General features: G+C 69.8%; 14 protein-coding genes. 6 read left to right on the top strand and 8 right to left on the bottom strand.

What is annotated here, in order from left to right; translation table 11 throughout:
* Nucleotides 1–120: 120 nt before the first annotated feature.
* The 5 genes from WYO_RS18650 to WYO_RS18630 all read right to left on the bottom strand — a co-directional run bounded on the left by WYO_RS18650 (nucleotide 121) and on the right by WYO_RS18630 (nucleotide 6620).
* Complete coding sequence (locus WYO_RS18650) at nucleotides 121–2349, bottom strand: EAL domain-containing protein (RefSeq protein ID WP_007565358.1); 2229 nt, start codon at nucleotides 2347–2349, stop codon at nucleotides 121–123.
* Nucleotides 2350–2639: 290 nt separating this feature from the next.
* Nucleotides 2640–3191 (bottom strand): MucR family transcriptional regulator, encoded by a 552-nt coding sequence (locus WYO_RS18645; RefSeq protein WP_007565356.1) that lies wholly within the window; start codon nucleotides 3189–3191, stop codon nucleotides 2640–2642.
* 401 nt (nucleotides 3192–3592) lie between these two features.
* Nucleotides 3593–4807 carry an ABC transporter permease gene (locus WYO_RS18640; RefSeq protein WP_007565354.1) on the bottom strand — a complete coding sequence of 405 codons (1215 nt, stop codon included), beginning with the start codon at nucleotides 4805–4807 and terminating at the stop codon, nucleotides 3593–3595.
* Nucleotides 4808–4865: 58 nt separating this feature from the next.
* Nucleotides 4866–5384 (bottom strand): DUF4112 domain-containing protein, encoded by a 519-nt coding sequence (locus WYO_RS18635; protein ID WP_007565352.1) that lies wholly within the window; start codon nucleotides 5382–5384, stop codon nucleotides 4866–4868.
* Between the two features lie 81 nt (nucleotides 5385–5465).
* Nucleotides 5466–6620, bottom strand: coding sequence for an aminotransferase (locus WYO_RS18630; protein WP_039903305.1), 1155 nt, complete (start codon nucleotides 6618–6620; stop codon nucleotides 5466–5468).
* Nucleotides 6621–6953: 333 nt separating this feature from the next.
* Between WYO_RS18630 and WYO_RS18625 the strand changes: the two genes are divergently transcribed.
* The 5 genes from WYO_RS18625 (at nucleotide 6954) to WYO_RS18605 (ending at nucleotide 16959) form a co-directional block, all read left to right on the top strand.
* Complete coding sequence (locus WYO_RS18625) at nucleotides 6954–7133, top strand: hypothetical protein (protein WP_007565348.1); 180 nt, start codon at nucleotides 6954–6956, stop codon at nucleotides 7131–7133.
* 212 nt (nucleotides 7134–7345) lie between these two features.
* Nucleotides 7346–8734, top strand: coding sequence for an MdtA/MuxA family multidrug efflux RND transporter periplasmic adaptor subunit (locus WYO_RS18620; RefSeq protein ID WP_007565346.1), 1389 nt, complete (start codon nucleotides 7346–7348; stop codon nucleotides 8732–8734).
* 22 nt (nucleotides 8735–8756) lie between these two features.
* Nucleotides 8757–11882, top strand: coding sequence for an MdtB/MuxB family multidrug efflux RND transporter permease subunit (locus WYO_RS18615; protein ID WP_007565343.1), 3126 nt, complete (start codon nucleotides 8757–8759; stop codon nucleotides 11880–11882).
* On the top strand, nucleotides 11879–15316 hold the full coding sequence (locus WYO_RS18610) for an efflux RND transporter permease subunit (protein WP_007565340.1): 3438 nt from the start codon (nucleotides 11879–11881) through the stop codon (nucleotides 15314–15316). Before WYO_RS18615 ends, WYO_RS18610 begins: the two co-directional genes overlap by 4 nt.
* A 152-nt stretch (nucleotides 15317–15468) precedes the next feature.
* A complete protein-coding gene (locus WYO_RS18605; protein ID WP_128755054.1) occupies nucleotides 15469–16959 on the top strand; it encodes an efflux transporter outer membrane subunit in 1491 nt (496 codons plus the stop codon).
* 58 nt (nucleotides 16960–17017) lie between these two features.
* On the opposite strand, the gene dmeF is transcribed toward WYO_RS18605, so the two are convergent.
* Nucleotides 17018–17980: a CDF family Co(II)/Ni(II) efflux transporter DmeF gene (gene dmeF / locus WYO_RS18600; RefSeq protein ID WP_007565336.1), complete on the bottom strand. Its 963-nt coding sequence runs from the start codon at nucleotides 17978–17980 to the stop codon at nucleotides 17018–17020.
* 116 nt (nucleotides 17981–18096) lie between these two features.
* Here dmeF and zwf point away from each other — a divergent pair, with 116 nt between their 5' ends.
* A complete protein-coding gene (gene zwf / locus WYO_RS18595; RefSeq protein WP_007565333.1) occupies nucleotides 18097–19623 on the top strand; it encodes a glucose-6-phosphate dehydrogenase in 1527 nt (508 codons plus the stop codon).
* 150 nt (nucleotides 19624–19773) lie between these two features.
* Here the strand turns inward: zwf and rnhA are convergent, their stop codons facing one another.
* Both rnhA and thrB read right to left on the bottom strand, forming a co-directional pair.
* A complete protein-coding gene (rnhA, locus tag WYO_RS18590) occupies nucleotides 19774–20247 on the bottom strand; it encodes a ribonuclease HI (RefSeq protein WP_007565331.1) in 474 nt (157 codons plus the stop codon).
* Nucleotides 20248–20254: 7 nt separating this feature from the next.
* Nucleotides 20255–21220 carry a homoserine kinase gene (thrB, locus tag WYO_RS18585; protein ID WP_039903302.1) on the bottom strand — a complete coding sequence of 322 codons (966 nt, stop codon included), beginning with the start codon at nucleotides 21218–21220 and terminating at the stop codon, nucleotides 20255–20257.
* Nucleotides 21221–21247: the final 27 nt, after the last annotated feature.

Below are 21247 nucleotides of genomic sequence, written 5' to 3'. Positions count from 1 at the left end.
CTCGATAACAGCGCTATAGTGGCCCCGTTAATGAGTTGTTGTTCCGATCGTGTGGATCGGCGGGCGATTCGACAATTGATTTTCGTGTGCGTTGTGTGCCGCCGCGGGCGATCCCGGCCCTCACTCGGCCGCGCGCAGGGTCGGGACGCTCAGCCACGCATCCCCCTGACGGGCTGCCAGGAGACCCGTCAGGGCGGCGGCCGGCATCGCCCGCCCGTAATGGTAGCCCTGGCCGACCTTGCAGCCCAGCGCCCGCAGGACGACCTCCTGGCCCTCGGTCTCGATGCCCTCGGCCACGGTGTCGAGGCCGAGATCATTGCTCATCCGGATGATGGCGCGGGTGATCGCCGCGTCGTTGGCCTGGGTGAGCAGGTCGCTCACGAAGGTCCGGTCGATCTTCAGGGTCGTCAGCGGGAAGCGCTTGAGGCTGCTCAGCGAGGCGTAGCCGGTCCCGAAATCGTCGAAGGCGATGCGCACCCCGAGGGCGCGCAGGTCCCGGATCGTCCCGAGGGTGCGGTCGTCGCTCTGCAGGACGACCCGCTCGGTGATCTCCAGCTCCAGCCAGTCCGGCGCGACGCGGTGGCGGGCGAGCGCGTCGGCGACCTCGCGCACGAGGTTGCCCGCCTTGAACTGGGCGGAGAACAGGTTCGCCCCGACCCGGAAGGGCGGCAGCCCCTGGTTCCGCCAGGCCGCGATCTGCCGGCAGGCGGCGTCCAGCACCCAGGCCCCGACCGGGAGCGCCAGCGGGCTCATCTTGATCGCCGGAAGGAACGCGCCGGGCAGGAGGAGGCCGCGCTCCGGGTGCTGCCAGCGGATCAGGGCTTCGGCGCCGACGAGCCGGCCGGTCGCGAGGCAAATCTGTGGCTGGTAATGCAGCACCAGCTCGTCGCCGTGCAGCGCGCGCAGCAACGCGTCCTGGGTGCTGCGCAGCGCCACCGCGGCATGGCGCATCTCGGAGGTGAACATCCGCGCACCGCCCCCGCCCTCCTGCTTGGCCCGGTAGAGCGCGAAATCGGCGCTGCCGATCAGCTCCTCGCCGCTCCGGCCGTGATCGGGGGCCAGGGCGAAGCCGATGCTCGCGCCGACCCGCAGGACATGGGCCTCGACCACGACCGGATCCGCCAGCGCGGCCAGGATCGCGCTGGCGCAGGTGCGCGCCGCCAGGGGATCGCCGGTCCCGGGCAGTAGGATGACGAACTCGTCGCCGCCCAGGCGGGCCATCACGGCCCGGCGCGGCAGAACCGCCGGGATCCGGACCGCGATCGCCTGCAGGAGCGCGTCGCCGACCGCATGGCCGAGGCTGTCGTTGACCGCCTTGAACCCGTCGAGATCGACCAGCAGCACCGTGGCGGCCTCACCGCGGCGATACAGGTCGTTCAGCAGGGACTCGAACCGACGCCGATTCGTGAGGCCGGTCAGGTCATCCTGGTGGGCGAGCTGGAGCAGACCGGCCTCGCGCCGACGCCGCGCGGAGATGTCCTGGATGACGGCGCCGAGATTCGGTTCGCGCGCGTCGTCCCACAGGGACAGGGAGACCTCCACCGGGCATTCCGTGCCGTCCTTGCGCCGGACCATCACCTCGAGGGTGCGGCCGACGACTTTCGCGAGATGGCCTTCGAAGATCCGCCCCAGGGCGGCCCTGTGGGCCGCGCGCATCCGCTCGGGCACGATCAGCTCGAAGGGCGCGCCCAGCATCTCGTCGAGATCGTAGCCGAACAGGGACGCGGCCGCCCGGTTGGCGAACCGGATCCGCCCCTCCCGGGTGAGCGCCAGTAGCGCCAGCTCGGTGGCGTTGGCGAAGCCCATCATGGACAGCCGCGCCAATTCGCTGCGCCGCAGGGTCATCTGCTCGACCACCATCGCGGCGAGATCCGCCAGCGCCTGGCGGTCATGGGCCGGGAAGAGCCCGCGCGGCGCCGTGTCGGCCACGCACAGGGCCCCGAGCCGGAAGCCGTCGGCGGTGATCAGGGGGGCGCCCGCGTAGAAGCGGACGAAGGGCAGCCCAACGACCCGAGGATTGTCGATGAAGCGCGGGTCGCGCTGCGTATCCGGGATGACCAGAACATCGTTCGACCGGATCGTGTGGGTGCAGAACGACGCGCTGCGGGGCGTCGGCCCCTGATCGAGGCCGACCGGACCGAGGCCGGTCTGCGCCTTGAGCCATTGCCAATGCTGGTCGATCAGCGAGACGTAGGCGATCGGCGTCCGGAACAGGCGCGCGGCCAGCCGGGCGATCGCGTCGAAGCGCTCCTCCGGGGCCGTTCCCGTGATCTGGAACCGGCCCAGCGCGTGAAGGCGCAGCGATTCCTGCTCCGCCAGAGCATATTCCGACGTGGTCGCTGCCGACACCAGTTCTGCCCCCGGCGCTTCAGACCCGACATTCGCGGGCGCTGCCGGGGATGAACTTAATCCGCGAGTCTTATCGGAGGTTTAAATCAGTGGTTGTTGCGGCGTTCCGGTCCTGAAGACCGCGTCGCGCCCGTTCAAAACGACGGCTCTCGACCGTTTCCGGCCGAGAGCCTGTATCCGTCCGGCGATCGCGCCGCAATCTGTGTCACCCGCGACGCGATTGCCTCAATCCGAGACCGCGAAATCGTGCCCCGGCCCATGACGGGGCCGGGGAGGGTCTGCGAGAGCCCTCAGGCGGCCTCGACCGACTTGCGGCTGGCGCGCCCCTTGGCGGCGGGGGCGGATTCGATCTTGCGGCCGCGGCGGGCCGGGGCGGGCGTCGGCTCCGCGTCGGTCTCGACATCCAGCTCCTTGCCGCCCTGCTGGGCGCGGCCGGGCTGGCCGAGGCCGAGGCTCTTGGCCAGGGCCGAGCGCTGCGCCGAATAATTCGCCGAGGTGGTCGGGTAATCGGCCGGCAGGCCGAAGCGCTCGCGGTAGCTCTGCGGATCCAGGCCGTGCTTGGTCAGGTGGCGCTTGAGCGTCTTGTACGACTTGCCGTCGATGAAGCTGATCAGGCCATCGGGCCGGATCGACTTGCGGATCTGGGCCGGGGTCGGCCGGTCCACAGTGTCTTCGGCTGCGGCAGAAGGTCCCGAGGCGATCGAATTCAGCGCCTCATGGATGCTCGCGATCAGCGACGGCAATTCGGTGGGGGGCAGGGAGTTGTTGGCGACATAGGCCGCGACGACGTCCACGGTCCGCTCGATATAGTGCACTTGGGATGTCGGCGCTTCTTCGGACATTCTCACTTTCCCTGGGTTGGACGCTCGTTGAGGTAGCCTCTTACTGCGAATTAAAACAGCGGCTGGAAAAAGCAAGGTGACCCATACAATTCCCCGTGATCGTGTGAAAGTTCAGGTCTACATCGACCGGCCATGGCTACAGGTTGAAGTTGCATTGGCAGCGTTTTCACCGCACTTGCCCAGCGCTTTGTCCTCACGCGGGCGACGAATGCTGCTGCAGGCCGGAGGCCGGGTTTTCGCTGGCGGGAGAGACAGTTACGCCCTAGGTGAACGGCGGCCGCGCGCGGTCTAGGCGGGTCTTTCCCGGCACTGCACCGGTCTTGCCATGAAGACGCAAAATATTTTTGCTGACCCGTCAATCGCCTGTGTGTTCCCGCACAGCGGGGACGGCTGATTCGGGCTCAGGCGAAGGATTTGCGCGGATCGAACGCGTCGCGCACTGCTTCGCCGGCAAAGACCAGGAGGCTCAGCATCACCGCGATCACCAGGAATCCGGTCAGCCCGAGCCACGGGGCGGTCAGGTTGTCCTTGCCCTGAGCGAGCAGCTCCCCGAGCGAGGGCGAGCCCGGCGGCAGGCCGAAGCCCAGGAAGTCCAGGGAGGTCAGCGTCGTGATCGAGCCGTTCAGGATGAACGGCAGGAAGGTCAGGGTCGCCACCATGGCGTTGGGCAGCAGGTGAACCGTCATGATCCGCAGGTTCGACAGGCCCAGCGCGCGCGCGGCCCGGACGTATTCGAAGTTCCGGGCCCGCAGGAACTCGGCGCGCACGACGCTGACCAGCGCCACCCACGAGAACAGCAGCATGATCCCGAGCAGGACGAAGAAGCCCGGGGCGATGAAGGCCGAGATGATGATGATCAGGTAGAGGGTCGGGATGCCGCCCCAGACCTCGATGAAGCGCTGGAAGGCGAGATCCACCCAGCCGCCGAAATAGCCCTGCACGGCGCCGGCCACGACCCCGATCGCGGACGAGACCGCGGCCAGGATCAGCCCGAACAGAACCGAGATGCGGAAGCCGTAGATCACCCGCGCCAGCACGTCCCGGGTGGTGTTGTCGGTGCCGAGCCAGTGCCAGGGAATGTCGGCGCAGGTCGCGCCGCCGAGCTTCTCCGCCACCGGTTTGCACTGGGCGTCCGAGAGCATCCAGGTCGGCGGCGAGGGCGAGGGCGTCGGCAGGTCCTCGTTGATCGTGTCGTAGGAGAACCGGATCGGCGGCCAAAGCGCCCAGCCGTGCTCGGCGATCTCCTTGCGGATCTCGGGCGAGCGGAAATCCGTGACCGCCAGGAACCCGCCGAACTTCTCCTCCGGGTAGTCGACCAGAACCGGGACCAGCCATTCGCCCTTGTAGGACAGGACGATCGGGCGGTCGTTGGCGATGAATTCGGCGAACAGGCTGAGGACGAACAGCGCGGCGAAGATCAGGAACGACCAGTAGCCGAGGCGGTTGCGCCGGAAATTGTCGAGCCGGCGCCGGTTGAGCGGCGACAGCCAGCCGCGCCCGCCCGAGACCGGGGCCGGCGCGGGAACGGCCTCATCGGGCCGCAGGACGATCGGCTGGGCGCCGGGCATCGGCGCCGGGACGACCTCGCTCTCGCCGGGACGCGCGATCTCGTTCATGGCCGCGGCCCTTGGCGAACGGGACGGGCCACGTCCGGCCGCGACGTCCGGAGACCGATCAGGTGTCGAGGCGGATCGCGGTGCCCTCGATCTCGTTCGGGCGGACGCCGCCGGTCCGCTCCATCCAGCGCCGGAGCAGGTGGACGTTGCGGCGGTTGGCCTTGAAGGCGGCATCGAACAGGTCGCCCGCCAGGGGGACCACGCCGAGCAGGCCGTCGACGGCGACGTTCAGCCCCATCCGGGCGACCAGCCAGCGGGGCGCTCCGAGGCGCTTGGCCTCGTAGACGATGAACGAGGAGATCACCATGCTGGCCACGTCGCCGATCACCGGCACGAGGCCGATCAGCGCGTCGAACCCGACCCGCCGGTTGATCCCCGGGATCACGAAGGCGGTGTCCATGACATGCGCCAGCGTCTCCAGACGGGCGAGGCTCGCCTCGCGGTCGAGATTCGCCGACAGGAACGGCGGCAGCCGGGTGGACGTCGCGCCGGCGGAATTCCTGCCGCCGGGAAAGGCCTCGGCGTCCACGAAGGGACCGGTCCGGGGAGCCTGCCGGGAAGCCTGGGTGAAATCCATCGCGGGGATCCGTCGGAGAGCCATCACCCTCAACGACGTGGCCCCCCGGCCGGATCCTCGCAAGGCGGCGGCCTGCGACCATCATGCCGCACCCCCGGCGAGGCCGCGCATCCGCTCCAGGGCGGTGTCCAGGGTGGCGTCGGCCTTGGCGAAGCACAGGCGCACGAGGCTGCGCACCGACCCGTCCGGATAGAAGGCGCTGACCGGGATCGCCGCGACGCCGTGGCGGGTGACCAGAGCCTCGCAGAAGGCCACGTCGTCGGCGTAGCCGAGCCCCGTTATGTCGATGTTGAGGAACCACGTGGCCTGCGCCGGCAGGACCCGGAAGCCGAGATCGCGCAGGCCCGCGTCCAGCCGGTCGCGGGAGGCGGCGTAGCCCGTCCGCATGGCGTCGAACCACGGATCCGGCTTGGCGAGGCCGTAGGCCACCGCATCCTGGAGGTTGGGCGGCGTGGTGAAGGTCAGGAACTGGTGCGCCTTGGCGAGCACGCGCATCAGCCGGGCATCGGCCATCACGAACCCGACCTTCCAGCCGGTGAGCGAGAAGATCTTGCCCGCCGAGCCGATCTTGACCGTCCGCTCGCGCATCCCGGGCAGCGCCATCAGCGGCTGGTGGCGGGCGCCGTCGAAGACCACGTGCTCCCAGACCTCGTCGCAGATCGCGGTGACGTCGAAGCGCGTGCAGTATCGGGCGAGCAGCGCCAGGTCGTCCGCCGCGAACAGGGTCGCGCTCGGGTTGAGCGGGTTGTTCAGAACCACGGCCCTGGTCCGTGGGCCGAACGCGGCGGCGAGCGCCGCCTCGTCGAGCCGGAAGAAGGGTGGCTGCAGGGACACGATCCGCGGCACGCCGCCGGCCCGCTGCACCAGGGGCAGGTAGGCATCGTACATCGGGGCGAACAGCACGACCTCGTCGCCGGGCTCGATCAGCGCCAGCAGGGCGCCGGCCAGCGCCTCGGTGGCGCCGGAGGTCACCATCACCTCGGTGTCGGGATCGAGGGTCAGGCCCTGGTGCCGGGCGTAATGCGCGGCCACGGCCTCGCGCAGGGCCGGCAGACCCATCATCGGCGGGTACTGGTTCCAGCCGTCGATCAGGGCCCGGGCGCCGCGCTCGCGCACATCCGCGGGGCCCGGATCGTCCGGAAAACCCTGCCCGAGATTGACCGCGTCATGGGCCCGGGCGAGCCGCGACATGGTCTCGAACACCGTGGTCGGCAGGGCGGCGAAGACCGGGTTCATGCGGGGCGGGACGCCGCTTCGGGCGCTGCAGACGAGCGAGACATCCTCGGCATGTAGCATGGGGTCGGCGGCGTGCGGAATGTGCGCGGCCGCACAGACCCGGACGACACAGCCGGACGCCGTGACTGACGAATGTTGACATTCATCAGTCGTATCGTAGGTTCGTCTCACGGCTGGGGCGGCGCTCTCGCCGGCGGGGCTTTGCCCCCTCGCTCCGTCAGCGAGACGCCGCTCCGGTCCCGTCAAAGGGCCATCGATCCCCGGATCGGTGGCCCTTTTCGCATGCCGGGGGCCGGTCGCTCTGGTAGCGTCTCAGGCCCGACGGATGCGACCATGCGGACGACACGCTGCCTCCTCCTCGCCGTGCTGATCGCCGGCCTGGGCCTCGCCCTCCGCCTCGGCGTGCCGGTCACGCCCGTGGACCCGCCGTTCCGCGCGGTGCTGAAGGCCTACGCGGCACCGGATTCGTCCGCGGCGGAGCCCAGCAACACGGCTGAAACCTCGCCGCCCTAGTGACGGCGCATTGGCCGGGCATCCAACACCCGCCCGGCGACGGAATATGCCGCAGCGGCCGGACGCCGTCCGGCTCCTATAGCCGCGTAGGCCGATGCGACCGTCCGGGCCGCCGAAGCGTAGGCGGCCGGGACATGCGCCATGGGGGCGTGCACAGCGAGGGATAGGGTACCGTCGGTCGCGCAGGCGTCCGGCATGTGCTCTAGTCAGGCATGAACGAGAGTTCACCGATCCGCACCGACACGGCGCGCGCCTACCAGCCGGGCGAGGCGCCGGCGCGCGACGTCCGCACGCGGCGGTTCCGGCCGATCCGGTGGCTCGTGATCCTGGCCCTGCTGGCCGGAGCCGGGGCGATCGGGCACCGCTGGTACGAGGCGCGCACCGACAAGGGCGCCGAGCCGGCCACGGCCCACAGGGCCGGCGGCCGCGGCGGACGGCACGGCGGCGGCGACATGGCGCAGGCGGTGGGCATCGCCACCGTGACGACCGGCGACATGCCGGTGGTGCTCCAGGGCCTCGGCACGGTGACGCCGCTCGCCACCGTGACGGTGAAGTCGCAGATCAGCGGCTACCTGATGGCCGTGAAGTTCCGCGAGGGACAGACCGTCAAGGCCGGCGACGAGCTCGCCCTGATCGATTCCCGGCCCTACGAGGCGCTGCTCGCCCAGTACCAGGGTCAGCTCGCCCGCGACCAGGCGCTGCTGCAGAACTCGAAGCTCGACCTCCAGCGCTACCAGACGCTGAACCGGCAGGACTCGATCTCCAAGCAGAACGTCGACACGCAGGCCGCCTTGGTCAAGCAGAACGAGGGCACGGTGGCGGCCGACCAGGCGCTCGTGGACCAGCAGAAGCTCAACATCGCCTACACCCACATCACGTCGCCGGTGGACGGGCGGGTCGGCCTGCGCCAGGTCGACCAGGGCAATTACGTCTCGGCCGCCTCGACCGCGATCGTGGTGGTGACCCAGCTCCATCCGATCTCGGTGATCTTCACCCTGCCGGAGGACGACGTCGCCCGGGTGATGCGCCAGGTCCGGGCCGGCGCCAAGCTCGCGGTGCGCGCCTACGACCGCGGCGACGCCCACCAGATCGCGGTCGGCAGCCTCGACACGGTCGACAACCAGATCGACACGACCACCGGCACGGTGAAGCTCCGGGCCTTGTTCGACAATGCCGACGAGGAGCTGTTCCCGAACCAGTTCGTCAACGCCAAGCTCACCGTCGACACGGTGCGGGGTGCCGCCCTGGTGTCGAATTCCGGCCTGCTGCAGGGCACGCCCGGCACCTACGTCTACCTGATGGACGGGGACAACAAGGTCACGGTCCGGCCGGTCAAGACCGGGGAGACCGACGGGACCAACACCGTCGTGGTCTCGGGCCTGAAGCCCGGCGACCGGGTCGTCGTCGACGGCACCGACCGGCTCAAGGACGGCGCCGAGGTCCGGATCACCGACGGTGCGCAGGCCGCGGGCGCGACCGGCGCGGTCACGGGCGCGGGCGACAAGCCCGGCGGCAAGCCGGCCGCCGGACCCGACGGGACGGCCGATACCGCCCGCCCGGCCGCTCCGGAGGGCGGGCGCCGGCGCCGGCAGCAGCCGTGAGCCCGGCTTCGGCGCGCCTGTCATGAACCCGTCCCGCCTGTTCATCCTGCGGCCGGTGGCGACGACGCTGCTGATGCTGGCGATCCTGATCGTCGGCGGCGTGTCGTACCTGAACCTGCCGGTCTCGGCGCTGCCGGCCGTCGATTACCCGACGATCCAGATCCAGACCTTCTATCCGGGCGCGAGCCCAGAGGTGATGACCTCCTCGGTCACGGCGCCGCTGGAGCGGCAATTCGGCCAGCTCGCCAACCTCAACCAGATGACCTCGCAATCCTCGGCGGGCGCCTCGGTCATCACGCTGCAATTCAGCCTGGACCTGGCCCTCGACGTGGCCGAGCAGCAGGTTCAGGCCGCGATCAACGCCGCCGGCAACCTGCTGCCGTCGGACCTGCCGGCCCCGCCGATCTACGCCAAGGTCAACCCGGCCGACGCGCCGGTCCTGACCCTCGCGCTGACCTCGAAGACCCTGCCGCTGACCCAGGTGCGGGACCTCGCCGAGTCGCGGCTCGCCCAGAAGATCAGCCAGGTGGCGGGCGTCGGCCTGGTCAGCATCTCGGGGGGCCAGCGCCCGGCGATCCGGGTGCGGTTCAACGCCCGGGCGCTCGCCGCCTACGGGCTGAACATCGACGACCTGCGCACCACCATCACCAACCTGAACGTCAACACCCCCAAGGGCTCGATCGACGGGCCGAAGCAATCCTACGCAATCAACGCCAACGACCAGATCCGCGACCCGAAGGCCTACAATTCGGCGATCATCGCCTATCGCAACGGCGCCCCGGTGATGCTGTCGGAGGTCGCCGACGTGGTCGAGGGGCCGGAGAACACCAAGCTCGGCGCCTGGGCCGACGGGACGCCGGCGGTGATCCTCAACATCCAGCGCCAGCCGGGCGCCAACGTCATCGCCACGGTCGACAAGATCAAGGCGCTGCTGCCCCAGATGCAGGCGAGCCTGCCGACCGCGGTGGCGGTGGCGCCGCTCACCGACCGCACCACCACGATCCGGTCCTCCGTGGAGGACGTGCAGTTCGAGCTCGGGCTGGCGATCGCGCTGGTCGTGCTGGTGATCTTCCTGTTCCTGCGCAGCCTGTCGGCGACGCTGATCCCGAGCCTGTCGGTGCCCCTGTCGCTGATCGGCGCCCTGTCGGTGATGGACCTGTACGGCTTCTCCCTCGACAACCTGTCCCTGATGGCGCTGACCATCGCCACCGGCTTCGTGGTCGACGACGCCATCGTGGTGATCGAGAACATCGCCCGCCACGTGGAGGCCGGGGATTCGCCCCTGGAAGCGTCCCTGAAGGGGTCGCGCGAGATCGGCTTCACCATCATCTCGCTCACCGTCTCGCTGATCGCGGTGCTGATCCCGCTGCTGTTCATGGGCGACGTGGTCGGGCGCCTGTTCCACGAATTCGCGATCACGCTGGCGGCCACCATCGTGATCTCCGCGGTGGTCTCGCTGACCCTGGTGCCGATGCTGTGCGCGCGCCTGCTCAAGCACGTGCCCGAGGCCCAGATCCGCCGCCGCGAGGGCGTGGTGTCACGCGCGGGCCGGCGCGCCATCGACGGCCTGATCGCCGGCTACGGCCGCGCCCTGCGCGTGGTCCTGAACCACCAGGGCCTGACCCTGCTGGTGGCCCTCGGGACCCTGGTCCTGACCGTCTACCTGTTCGTGGTCATCCCCAAGGGGTTCTTCCCGGTGCAGGATACCGGCGTGATCCAGGGCATCACGCAGGCGGACCAGTCGGTCTCCTACGGGGCGATGGCCGAGCGCCAGCAGCGGATGGCCGCGATCATCCTGCAGGATCCGGACGTGGCCAGCCTGTCCTCGTTCATCGGGGTCGACGGCCAGAACGTCACGCTCAATTCCGGCCGGATGCTGATCAACCTCAAGCCGCGCGACCAGCGGACGGACTCGGCCAGCGCGATCATCCGGCGGATCAATGCGGCGGCCCGGGCCGAGCCCGGCATGCGCCTGTACATGCAGCCGATCCAGGACCTGACCATCGACACCGCGGTCTCGGCGACCCAGTACCAAGTCATCCTCGAGACCCCGAACCTCAACGATTTCGAGACCTGGGTGCCGCGCTTCACCGAGGCCCTGGCGAAATCCCCCGTGGTCGCCGATGTGGCGAGCGACCACCAGGCGCAGGGGCTGGCCGCCTACGTCACCATCGACCGGCCCACGGCCGGCCGCTACGGCATCACCCCGGCGACCATCGACAACGCCCTCTACGACGCCTTCGGCCAGCGGATCATCTCGACGATCTTCACCCAGTCCAACCAGTACCGGGTGATCCTGGAGGCCGACCCGAACCTGCACACCACCCTGCGCAGCCTCGAGACGATCTACCTGCCGTCCTCGACGGCGGCCAACGGCCAGGTGCCGCTCTCCGCGGTGGCGCGGATCAGCGAGCGGCGGGCGCCCCTGCTGATCTCGCATCTCGGGCAGTTCCCCGCCACGACGGTGTCGTTCAACCTCGCACCCGGCGCGGCCCTCGGGCAGGCGGTCGAGGCGATCGAGCAGGCCAAGGCCGCGATCGACCTGCCGCCCTCGTTCCGGGTGGTGCCGCAGGGCTCGGTCTTCGCGTTCCAGTCGGCGCTCAGCAACGAGCTGTTCCTGGTGCTCGCGGCGATCATCACGGTCTACATCGTGCTGGGCGTGCTCTACGAGAGCTTCATCCACCCGATCACGATCCTGTCGACCCTGCCATCCGCCGGCATCGGGGCGCTGCTCGGCCTGATGCTGTTCGGCCTGTCCCTCGACATCATCGCGGTGATCGGCATCGTGCTGCTGATCGGCATCGTGAAGAAGAACGCGATCATGATGATCGACTTCGCGCTCCAGGCCGAGCGCGAGGACGGGCTCGATCCCCGGGAGGCGATCTTCCAGGCCTGCCTGCTGCGCTTCCGCCCGATCCTGATGACCACGCTGGCCGCCCTGTTCGCCGCGGTGCCGCTGATCCTCGGCACCGGCGTCGGCTCGGAGCTGCGCCAGCCGCTCGGCATCTGCATCGCCGGCGGCCTGATCGTCAGCCAGGTGCTGACCCTGTTCACGACCCCGGTGATTTATTTGGCGTTTGACCGGCTGGAACGCCGGATCGCCGGGCGGCGGGCGCCGGATGCCGCGGGCGGCGAGGCGCTCCCGTGAACATCTCCGAGCCGTTCATCCGCCGGCCGGTCGCGACCACGCTGCTCACGATCGGCGTGCTGCTCGCCGGCCTGTTCGCGTTCCTGAAGCTGCCGGTGGCGCCGCTGCCGCAGATCGACTTTCCGGTCATCCTGGTCCAGGCGCAGATGCCGGGCGGCTCGCCCGAGACCATGGCGACCACCGTGGCGGCGCCCCTCGAGCGGCGGCTCGGCGCCATCGCGGACGTCAACGAGATGACCTCCACGAACGCGCTCGGCTCCACCCGGATCGTGCTGCTGTTCGGCCTGAACCGCGACATCGACGGGGCGGCCCGCGACGTGCAGGCGGCGATCAACGCGGCGCGCGCCGACCTGCCGGCCTCGCTCCGGCAGAATCCGACCTACCGCAAGTTCAACCCCGCCGACACGCCGATCATCATCCTGGGCCTGACCTCGGAGACGCTGACCCGCGGCCAGGTCTACGATTCCGCCGCCACGGTGGTGCAGCAGAAGCTCTCGCAGCTGCCGGGCGTCGGCAATGTCGATATCGGCGGCTCGTCCCTGCCGGCGGTGCGGGTGGAGCTCGATCCCACCGCCCTGTTCAATTACGGCATCGGCCTGGAAGGCATCCGGGCCGCCCTCGCCTCGGCCAACGCCAACTCGCCCAAGGGCGAGATCGATGCCGGCGGACGGCGCTACCAGCTCTACGCCAACGACCAGGGCCGCAAGGCCGCAGATTACCGCGACATCATCGTGGCCTACCGCAACGGCGCCGCGGTGAAGCTCACGGATGTGGGCCAGGTGCTCGACGGCGTCGAGGACAAGCGCAACCTCGGCATCGTCAACGGCAAGGACGGGGTGCTGCTGTTCGTCTACAAGCAGCCCGGCGCCAACGTGGTCGAGACCATCGACGCCGTGAAGAAGGCGCTGCCGCAGCTCACCGCGGCGCTGCCGGGCGGCATCGACATCAAGCTCACCGGCGACCGCAGCGCCACGATCCGGGCGTCGCTGGCGGCGACCGAGGAGACGCTGCTCGTGGCGGTCGGCCTCGTGATCCTGGTGGTGTTCGGCTTCCTGCGCTCCGGCCGGGCGACCCTGATCCCCGCGGTGGCGGTGCCGATCTCGATCATCGGCACCTTCTCGGCGATGTACCTGCTGGGCTACTCGCTCAACATCCTGTCGCTCACCGCCCTGATCATCGGCACCGGCTTCGTGGTCGACGACGCCATCGTGGTGCTGGAGAACGTCCAGCGCCACATCGAGGAGGGCAAGCCCCGGCTGCAGGCGGCCCTGATCGGCGCCCGGGAGGTCGGCTTCACGGTGATCTCGATGAGCCTGTCGCTCATCGCGGTGTTCCTGCCGATCCTGCTGATGGGCGGGCTGATCGGCCGGATCTTCCAGGAATTCTCCGTCACCCTGTCGCTGTCGATCCTGATCTCTCTAGTGCTGTCGCTCACGACGACACCGATGATGTGTGCCCGGCTGCTGCGGCCCGAGGGGCACGGGCGTCCGGCAGGACGCCGCCCGAATATCCTGATCCGCGGCCTGGAGGGCGGCTTCTCCTGGCTGCTCGACGCCTATGCCCGGACGCTCGCGGTGGCGCTGGCCCATCCGCGCCTCGTGCTGCTGAGCCTGCTCGCCACGGTGGGCCTCAACGTCTACCTCTACGTCATCGTGCCGAAGGGCTTCTTCCCCGAGCAGGATACCGGCCAGATGATGGGCGGCGTCCAGGCCGACCAGCGCATCTCGTTCCAGTCCATGGAGACCAAGCTCCGGCAGGCCACCACCATCGTGGGCGCGGATCCGGCGGTGGAGAGCGTCGTCGGCTTCACGGGCGGGCGCGGCACCAACTCGGCCAACGTGTTCATTGGCCTGAAGCCCATCGGCGAGCGGGCGCCGATTTCCGCCGTGATGGCGCGGCTCCGGCCGAAGCTCGCCCAGGTGGCGGGCGCGCGGCTCTACGTCTTCCCGCGTCAGGACCTGCAGATGGGCGGCCGCCAGAGCTTCGCCCAGTACCAGTACACCCTCCAGGGCGACACCGCCGAGGAGCTGTTCGCCGCCGCCCCGAAGCTGCTGGCCGCCCTGCAGAAGGACCCGACCTTCGCGGACGTCACCTCCGACCAGCAGGAGGGCGGGCTGGAGACCCGGGTCGTGATCGACCGCGCCACCGCGTTCCGGTACGGCATCACCCCGAACAAGATCGACAACACGCTGTACGACGCCTTCGGCCAGCGCCAGGTCTCGACGATCTACAACCCGCTGAACCAGTACCACGTCGTGATGGAGATCGCCCCGCGCTACCTGGAATCCCCCGAGACCCTGAAGCAGATCTTCGTCTCGACCTCCGGGGGCAACGCGCCGGGCTCGGCCACCACCAACGCGGTGGCCGGCACCGTGGCGGCGGCGGGCGGCGTCAACACCAATGCGGCCACCGGCACCAGCAGCCCGGGGAGCGGCGCCGCTGTGACGGGGGCCACGACCGGCACGGGCGCAGTCGGCGGCGGGTCCACCGGCGTCGCCGCCGCGGCGACCGCGGCCGCCAGCACGGCCGACGCATCGTCGAACGCCGCCGCGATCGCCTCCGATTCGGCCCGCAACGCCTCCTCGAACGCCATCGCGGCGAGCAAGGGCGGGGCCTCGTCGAGCGCGCCGGTTTCGGCCGCCAAGGAGACCATGGTCCCGCTCTCGGCCTTCGCGCGGATCGAGCCCGGCAACGCCCCCGTGCAGGTGAGCCACCAGGGCCTGTTCGTGGCGACCACGATCTCGTTCAACCTGGCGCCGGGCAAGAGCCTGTCGGATGCCACGGTGGCGATCGACCGGGCGATGTCGTCCCTGCGGCTGCCGGCCACGATCCACGGCGAATATGCCGGCGCGGCCAAGAACTACGTCGCCTCGGCCTCGCGCCAGCCGCTCCTGATCCTGGCCGCGATCCTGGCGGTCTACGCGGTGCTCGGCATCCTGTACGAGAGCTTCGTCCACCCGCTGACGATCCTCTCGACCCTGCCGTCGGCGGGCGTCGGGGCCGTGCTGGCCCTGCTGGTGACCGGCACCGAATTCACCATCATCGCGCTGATCGCGGTGTTCCTGCTGATCGGCATCGTGAAGAAGAACGCGATCATGATGATCGACGTGGCCCTCGACGCCGAGCGGACCCGGGGCGCGAATCCCGTGGACGCGATCCGCGAGGCCTGTCTCGTGCGCTTCCGTCCGATCATGATGACCACGCTCGCCGCGATGCTCGGGGCCGTGCCGCTGATCCTGGCCACCGGCGAGGGGGCCGAGCTGCGCCGACCCCTGGGCATCGCCATTGTGGGCGGATTGATCGTGAGCCAGATCCTGACCCTGTACACCACCCCCGTCGTCTACCTGACCCTCGACCGCCTCCGGCACCGGGTGCTCGCCCGCCGCAGGCGCGCCGGGCGCGGCGGCGCAGCGGCATTGCCGGCCGGAGAGTGATGCGTCCGTTTTCACGTGAAACACCGGCGGCACCCGCGCGCGCGCCTCGCTCTCTCGGCTCCGAGAACGCGTTGTCGATCGATGGAAGCGACGCTGCGCACGCATTCCCTCCCGCCTCTGCGGGGGGAGGGAGACGCGCCCGCAGCCTCGGGCTGCGCCATATTCTCTGTCTCCCCCTCATCCCCGCCCTGGCGGGCTGCGTGGTCGGCCCCGACTACGCCCGGCCCTCCGTCGAGACGCCGCTCGCCTACAAGGAAGGCGGCAAGCGGGAGGACAGCCCGGCCGTCGTGGCGGCGCGCAAGAAGGGTTGGCGCGAGGCCCGGCCCAACGACGCGGCCGAGCGGGGCGACTGGTGGCGGGTGTTCAAGGACCCGATCCTCGACCGCCTGATCCGCCTGGTCGACGTTGACAACCAATCCCTGCGGCAGGCGGTGGCGAATTACCGGCAGGCCCGGGCCCTGGTCGCCTCGGCCCAGGCCGCCCTGTACCCGACCGTCATCGGCGCCCCGAGCATCACCCGGACCGGCAGCGGCAACACCGTGCGCACCAGCGCGTCGCTGCTCGGCCAGGCCAGCTGGGAGCTCGACCTGTTCGGCGGCACCCGCCGGACCATCGAGAGCGAGGCGGCGCTCGCCCAGTCCGACGCCGCCACGATCGCGTTGACCCGCCTGACCATCCAGGCCGAGATCGCCGCCGATTACCTGACCGTGCGCTACGCCGACGCCCTCCAGAAGGTGCTCGACGAGAACGTGGCGAACTTCAAGAAGACGCTCGCCATCACCGAGAACCAGTACGCTGCCGGCGTCGCGGCCCGCTCCGACGTGATCACCGCGCAGACCCAGGTGCAGACCATCGAGGCCCAGGCCATCGCGGTCCGGCTGACCCGGGTGCAATACGTCAACGCCATCGCCACCCTGATCGGGCGGCCGCCCTCGGAGGTCTCGATCCCGGTGGCCGGCATCGGCCGCAACCCACCCGCCGTGCCGGTCGGGATCCCGTCCGACCTGCTCGAGCGGCGCCCCGACGTGGCCCAGGCCGAGCGCCTGGTGCAGGGACAGAGCGAGCGGATCGGCGTCGCGGTGGCCGCCTTCTTCCCGACCGTGACGATCTCGGCCCAGGGCGGGGTCTCCGGGCTGACCCGCAACGGCCTGTTCTCCGCGGCCAACCAGGTCTGGTCGACGACCGCGGCCGGGACCGAGGTCCTGTTCGATGGCGGCGCCCGGACGGCGGCCGTGCGCTCGGCCGAGGCCGGCTACGACGCGGCGGTCGCCAATTACCGGCAGGTGGTGCTCGCCGCCCTCGCGGAGGTCGAGAACCAGATGGCGGCCCTGCGCATCCTCGGCCTGCAGCAGGGGGCCCAGGATGCGGCCGTCGAATCCTCGCGCAAGGCCGTGGAGATCACCCTCAACGAGTACCGGGCCGGCACGCAGAACTTCACCACCGTGGTGACCGCCCAGGGCCTGCTCGTGAACAACGAGATCAACGCCCTCCAGGTCCGGCTCAGCCGCTTCACCGCGGCGGTCACGCTGATCCGGGCGCTCGGCGGCGGCTGGGACGTGCGCTCCCTGCCGAGCGACGCCGAGCTGAAGGGCCCGACCCTGCCGATCGACCGGGGCGGCCAGGCCGTCCGGGTGGACGAGTAGCTTATCGGAGCTCCGCCCCCGAACCCCGCCAAAGGGCCGAGCCCTTTGGGATCCCGGATCAGGCATGCCCCGGGCAGGGCTGCACCTCGATCGTGACGTGGCTCAGGTCGCGCAGCCCGGCGAGCCGGGCCTTGTAATGGGCCGGCGGCTGCGGGTTGTCGCTGACCAGGGCGATCACGGCGGCGTGATGGCCCGGCCCGACCTGCCAGAGATGCAGGTCGCTCACCCGGTCGCCGTCCGTCTCCAGGCGGGCACGGATCTCCGCGGTGGCGGCCGGCGACGGCCGCGCGTCGAGGAGCACGAGGCCGGCCGTGCGCAGGAGGCTCCAGGACCAGGCCAGGATCACCACCGTGCCGACCAGACCCATGGCCGGATCGAGCCAGGCGAGGCCGAGATAGCGCCCGCCGAGCAGGGCGGCGATCGCCAGCACCGAGGTCAGCGCGTCGGCCAGCACGTGGATATAGGCGGCGCGGAAATTGGTATCGTGACCACCATGACCGTGCCCCCCGTGCCCGCCATGGCTGTGGCCGCCATGGTCATGGCCGTGATGCCCGTGGTCGTCATGGTCGTCGTGCAGGAGCCAGACGCTGGCGAGGTTCACGGCCAGCCCGAGGATGGCGATCGGGATCGCCTGCCCGAAGCCGATCGGCGCCGGATGGAGCAGCCGGTCGACGCTCTCGGCGCCGATCAGGAGCGCGACCAGGCCCAGGATGATCGCGCTGGCGAACGCCGCCAGATCCCCGAACTTGCCGGTGCCGAAGGTGAAGCGCGGATCCTCCGCGTGCCGCCGGGCGAAGCGATAGGCCAGGGCCGCGATGCCGAGCGCCGCCGCATGGGTCGACATGTGCCAGCCATCGGCCACCAGCGCCATCGAGCCGAACCAGGTGCCGCCGGCGATCTCGACCACCATCGTGACCGCCGTCAGCGCCACCACCGCCCAGGTCCGCCGCGCGTGCCGGTCGTGCCGATCTCCCAGGAAGACGTGGCCGTGGCTCCAGGGTTCGAGGGAATGGGTATGCATGCGCATCTCCGTTGCAATCGTCTCGGCGCAGCATAGCGGCGGACAGCCGGAACGGGCATTGCTACAGGCCAGTTGTCACGCCGATTTGCTGCACCGCAGCCCGATGGGAGCCAGGAATGGCCGAGCAGACGATAGCCCTTAAGGACGATGCGGCCAGCGGCACCAAGCCGGCGCCGCCTTGCACGCTGGTGATCTTCGGAGCCGGCGGCGACCTGACCAAGCGCCTGCTGATGCCCTCGCTCTACAACCTCGCCGGGGCCGGGCTCCTGCCGGAGGGCTTCTCCATCCTGGGCGTCGACCATTCCGACGGCACTGACGAATCCCTGCGCGACAGCCTCACCAAGACGATGGAGGCGTTCAGCAAGGACCCGACCTCGGAGTTCCACGCCGACCACATCGATCCCAAGAGCTGGGGCTTCATCCGCGACCGGCTCCATTACCTGAAGGGCGATTTCGAGAAGCCCGAGACCTTCGCCGCGGTCAAAGACAAGGTGCGCGGCAGCGCGGTGTTCTACTGCGCGGTGGCGGCCCGCTTCTTCGGCACGATCGTCGACGGCCTCGGCCAGGCCGGGCTGCTCCGCCAAGAGAACGGCGATTTCCGCCGGGTGGTGATCGAGAAGCCGTTCGGCTCCGACCTCGCTTCCGCCCGGGAGCTCAACGCCCGGATCCTGAAACAGGGCGACGAGAGCCAGTTCTACCGGATCGACCACTTCCTCGGGAAGGAGACGGTCCAGTCGATCATGGCGTTCCGCTTCGCCAACGGCCTGCTGGAACCGGTCTGGCGGCGGGAATACATCGACAGCGTCCAGATCACCGCGGCCGAGACCGTGGGCGTCGAGGAGCGCGGCGGCTTCTACGAGCCGACCGGGGCCCTGCGGGACATGGTGCCCAACCACATGTTCCAGCTGCTCTGCATGGTCGCCATGGAGCCGCCGAACTCCTTCGACGCCGAGGCGGTGCGGTCGGAGAAGGCCAAGCTCGCCCAGGCGGTCAAGCCGATCCCCCCGGAGGACGCGGTGCGCGGCCAGTACACCGCGGGCACGTCGGAGGGGCACGACGTGCAGGGCTACCGCGACGAGCCGCATGTCGCCAAGGACTCGGTCACGGAGACCTACATCGCCCTCAAGCTCAACATCGAGAACTGGCGCTGGGCCGGCGTGCCGTTCTACGTCCGCACCGGCAAGCGCATGACCGGGCGGCGCACCGAGATCGCGGTGCTGTTCAAGCCGGCCCCGTTCAAGATGTTCGAGGACACGCCCAACGCCGATCTCGGCCCGACCGTGATGCGGATCATGATCGACCCGGACCACGGGGTCAGCACCGAGTTCAACGTGAAGGTCCCGGGCCCGGAGATGCGGATCGGCCGGGTCGGCGCCGCGTTCCGCTACAAGGACTTCTTTCCGGACCAGCCGAATGTCGGCTACGAGACCCTGCTGTACGATTGCATGATCGGCGACGCGACCCTGTTCCAGCGGGCCGACAACATCGAGGCCGGCTGGGCGGCGGTCGATCCGCTGCTCAAGGGCTGGCCGCAGGCGGATGTGAAGCCCTATCCCGCCGGCAGCACCGGGCCGAAGGAGGCCGACGCGCTCCTGGCCCGCGACGGCCGCCATTGGCTCGGCCTCGACGGCAAGACGGATTGAAGGCCAGCGCCGTGGGGCTCGACATCGATCCTCCGGAATCCTGGATCCAAAAGGTCCGAGACCTTTTGCAGGTCCAGGGCAGAGCCTTGGTCCATCGGGGCTCCTCCCCGATACCCCGCCAAAGGGCTGAGCCCTTTGGAAACCCCGATCTCAGCGCCGCTTGAACGGCAGCATCGCGGCCACGGCGAGCGCGTCGACCCGGTTGTTCAGCGGGTCGCTGGCATGGCCCTTGACCCAGTGCCAGGCCACGTCGTGGCGCTCGCGGGCGGCGTCGATCCGGCGCCAGAGGTCCTCGTTCTTTACCGGCTTCTTGTCGGCGGTGCGCCAGCCCCGGGCCTTCCAATTGTGGATCCAGCTGGTGATGCCCTGGCGCAGGTACTGGGAGTCCGTGAACAGGTCGACCCGACAGGGACGCTTGAGCGCCTCCAGGGACTCGATCGCGGCCAGGATCTCCATGCGGTTGTTGGTGGTGAAGGCCTCGCCGCCCGAGAGCTCCTTCTGGGTGTCGCCGAAGATCAGGATCGCGCCCCAGCCGCCCGGGCCGGGATTCCCCGAGCAGGCGCCGTCCGTGTAGATCTTCACACGGGTCGGCTCGGACGCGGTCTCGGTCACGTCGTCGCTCATCCGTCCCTCAGGACTGCCGCCCGTAATCCTGCGCGTCCCGCGCCTGGCGGTGGAAGGTCAGCCGGTGATCGAACTCTCGCGGGTCCTTGGGCTTCACCAGGGCACCGGGCGGCACATTCAGCCAATCGACCAGGCGGGTCAGCATGAAGCGCAGCGCCGCACCCCGGCACAGGATTGGCAGCGCCGCGACCTCCGCGGGCTCCAGGGGGCGCACCGCCTCGTAGCCGGCAATCAACGCGGCCGCCATGTCCCGGTGGAAGGTGCCGTCGGCCTCGAAGCACCAAGCGTTGAGGCAGACCGCGAGGTCGTACGCGAAGGCGTCCGTGCAAGCGAAGTAGAAGTCGATCAGCCCCGAGAGGGCGTCGCCGATGAAGAACACGTTGTCGGTGAACAGGTCCGCGTGGATCACCCCGCCCGGCAGGTTTTCGGGCCAGGACGCTTCGAGGAGCGCAAGGTCGGCGCGGGTGCGCTCCGCCAGCCCCGGCGCGACCGAATCGGCCTGGGCCTCGGCCTGCGCGAAGAGCGGGCGCCAGGATTCCACCGAGAGGCTGTTCGCGCGCACCATGCCGAAATCGGCGCCGGCGGCGTGCAGCTCGGCCAGCGCCCGGCCAAGTTCCCGGCAATGCCCGACGCCCGGTGTCTTGACCGAGACGCCCTCCAGGAAGCTGACGATGGCGGCGGGCCGTCCGCAGAGCTGGCCCAGAGCCGTGCCGGCCCGGTCCCGCACCGGCTGCGGGCAGGCGAGCCCACGGGCGGAGAGATGCTCCATCAGCCCAATGAAGAACGGCAGGTCCCCCTCCCGCACCCGCTTCTCGTAGAGGGTCAGGATGTAGCGGCCCTGGGTGGTCTGCAGGAAGAAGTTGGAATTCTCGACGCCCTCGGCGATGCCCTTGAAGGAGAGCAGGCTGCCGATGTCGTAGGCGGACAGGAACTCGGAGAGCGCCGCGTCGGATACCTCGGTGTAGACGGCCACGTGTTCGCGCTCGGGTTCGGGATTCGT

It is taken from the genome of Methylobacterium sp. GXF4, from assembly GCF_000272495.1.
Taxonomy (GTDB): domain Bacteria; phylum Pseudomonadota; class Alphaproteobacteria; order Rhizobiales; family Beijerinckiaceae; genus Methylobacterium; species Methylobacterium brachiatum.
Note: the sequence above shows the minus strand (reverse complement) of the source record. Positions and strands in the feature narration are given on the sequence as shown.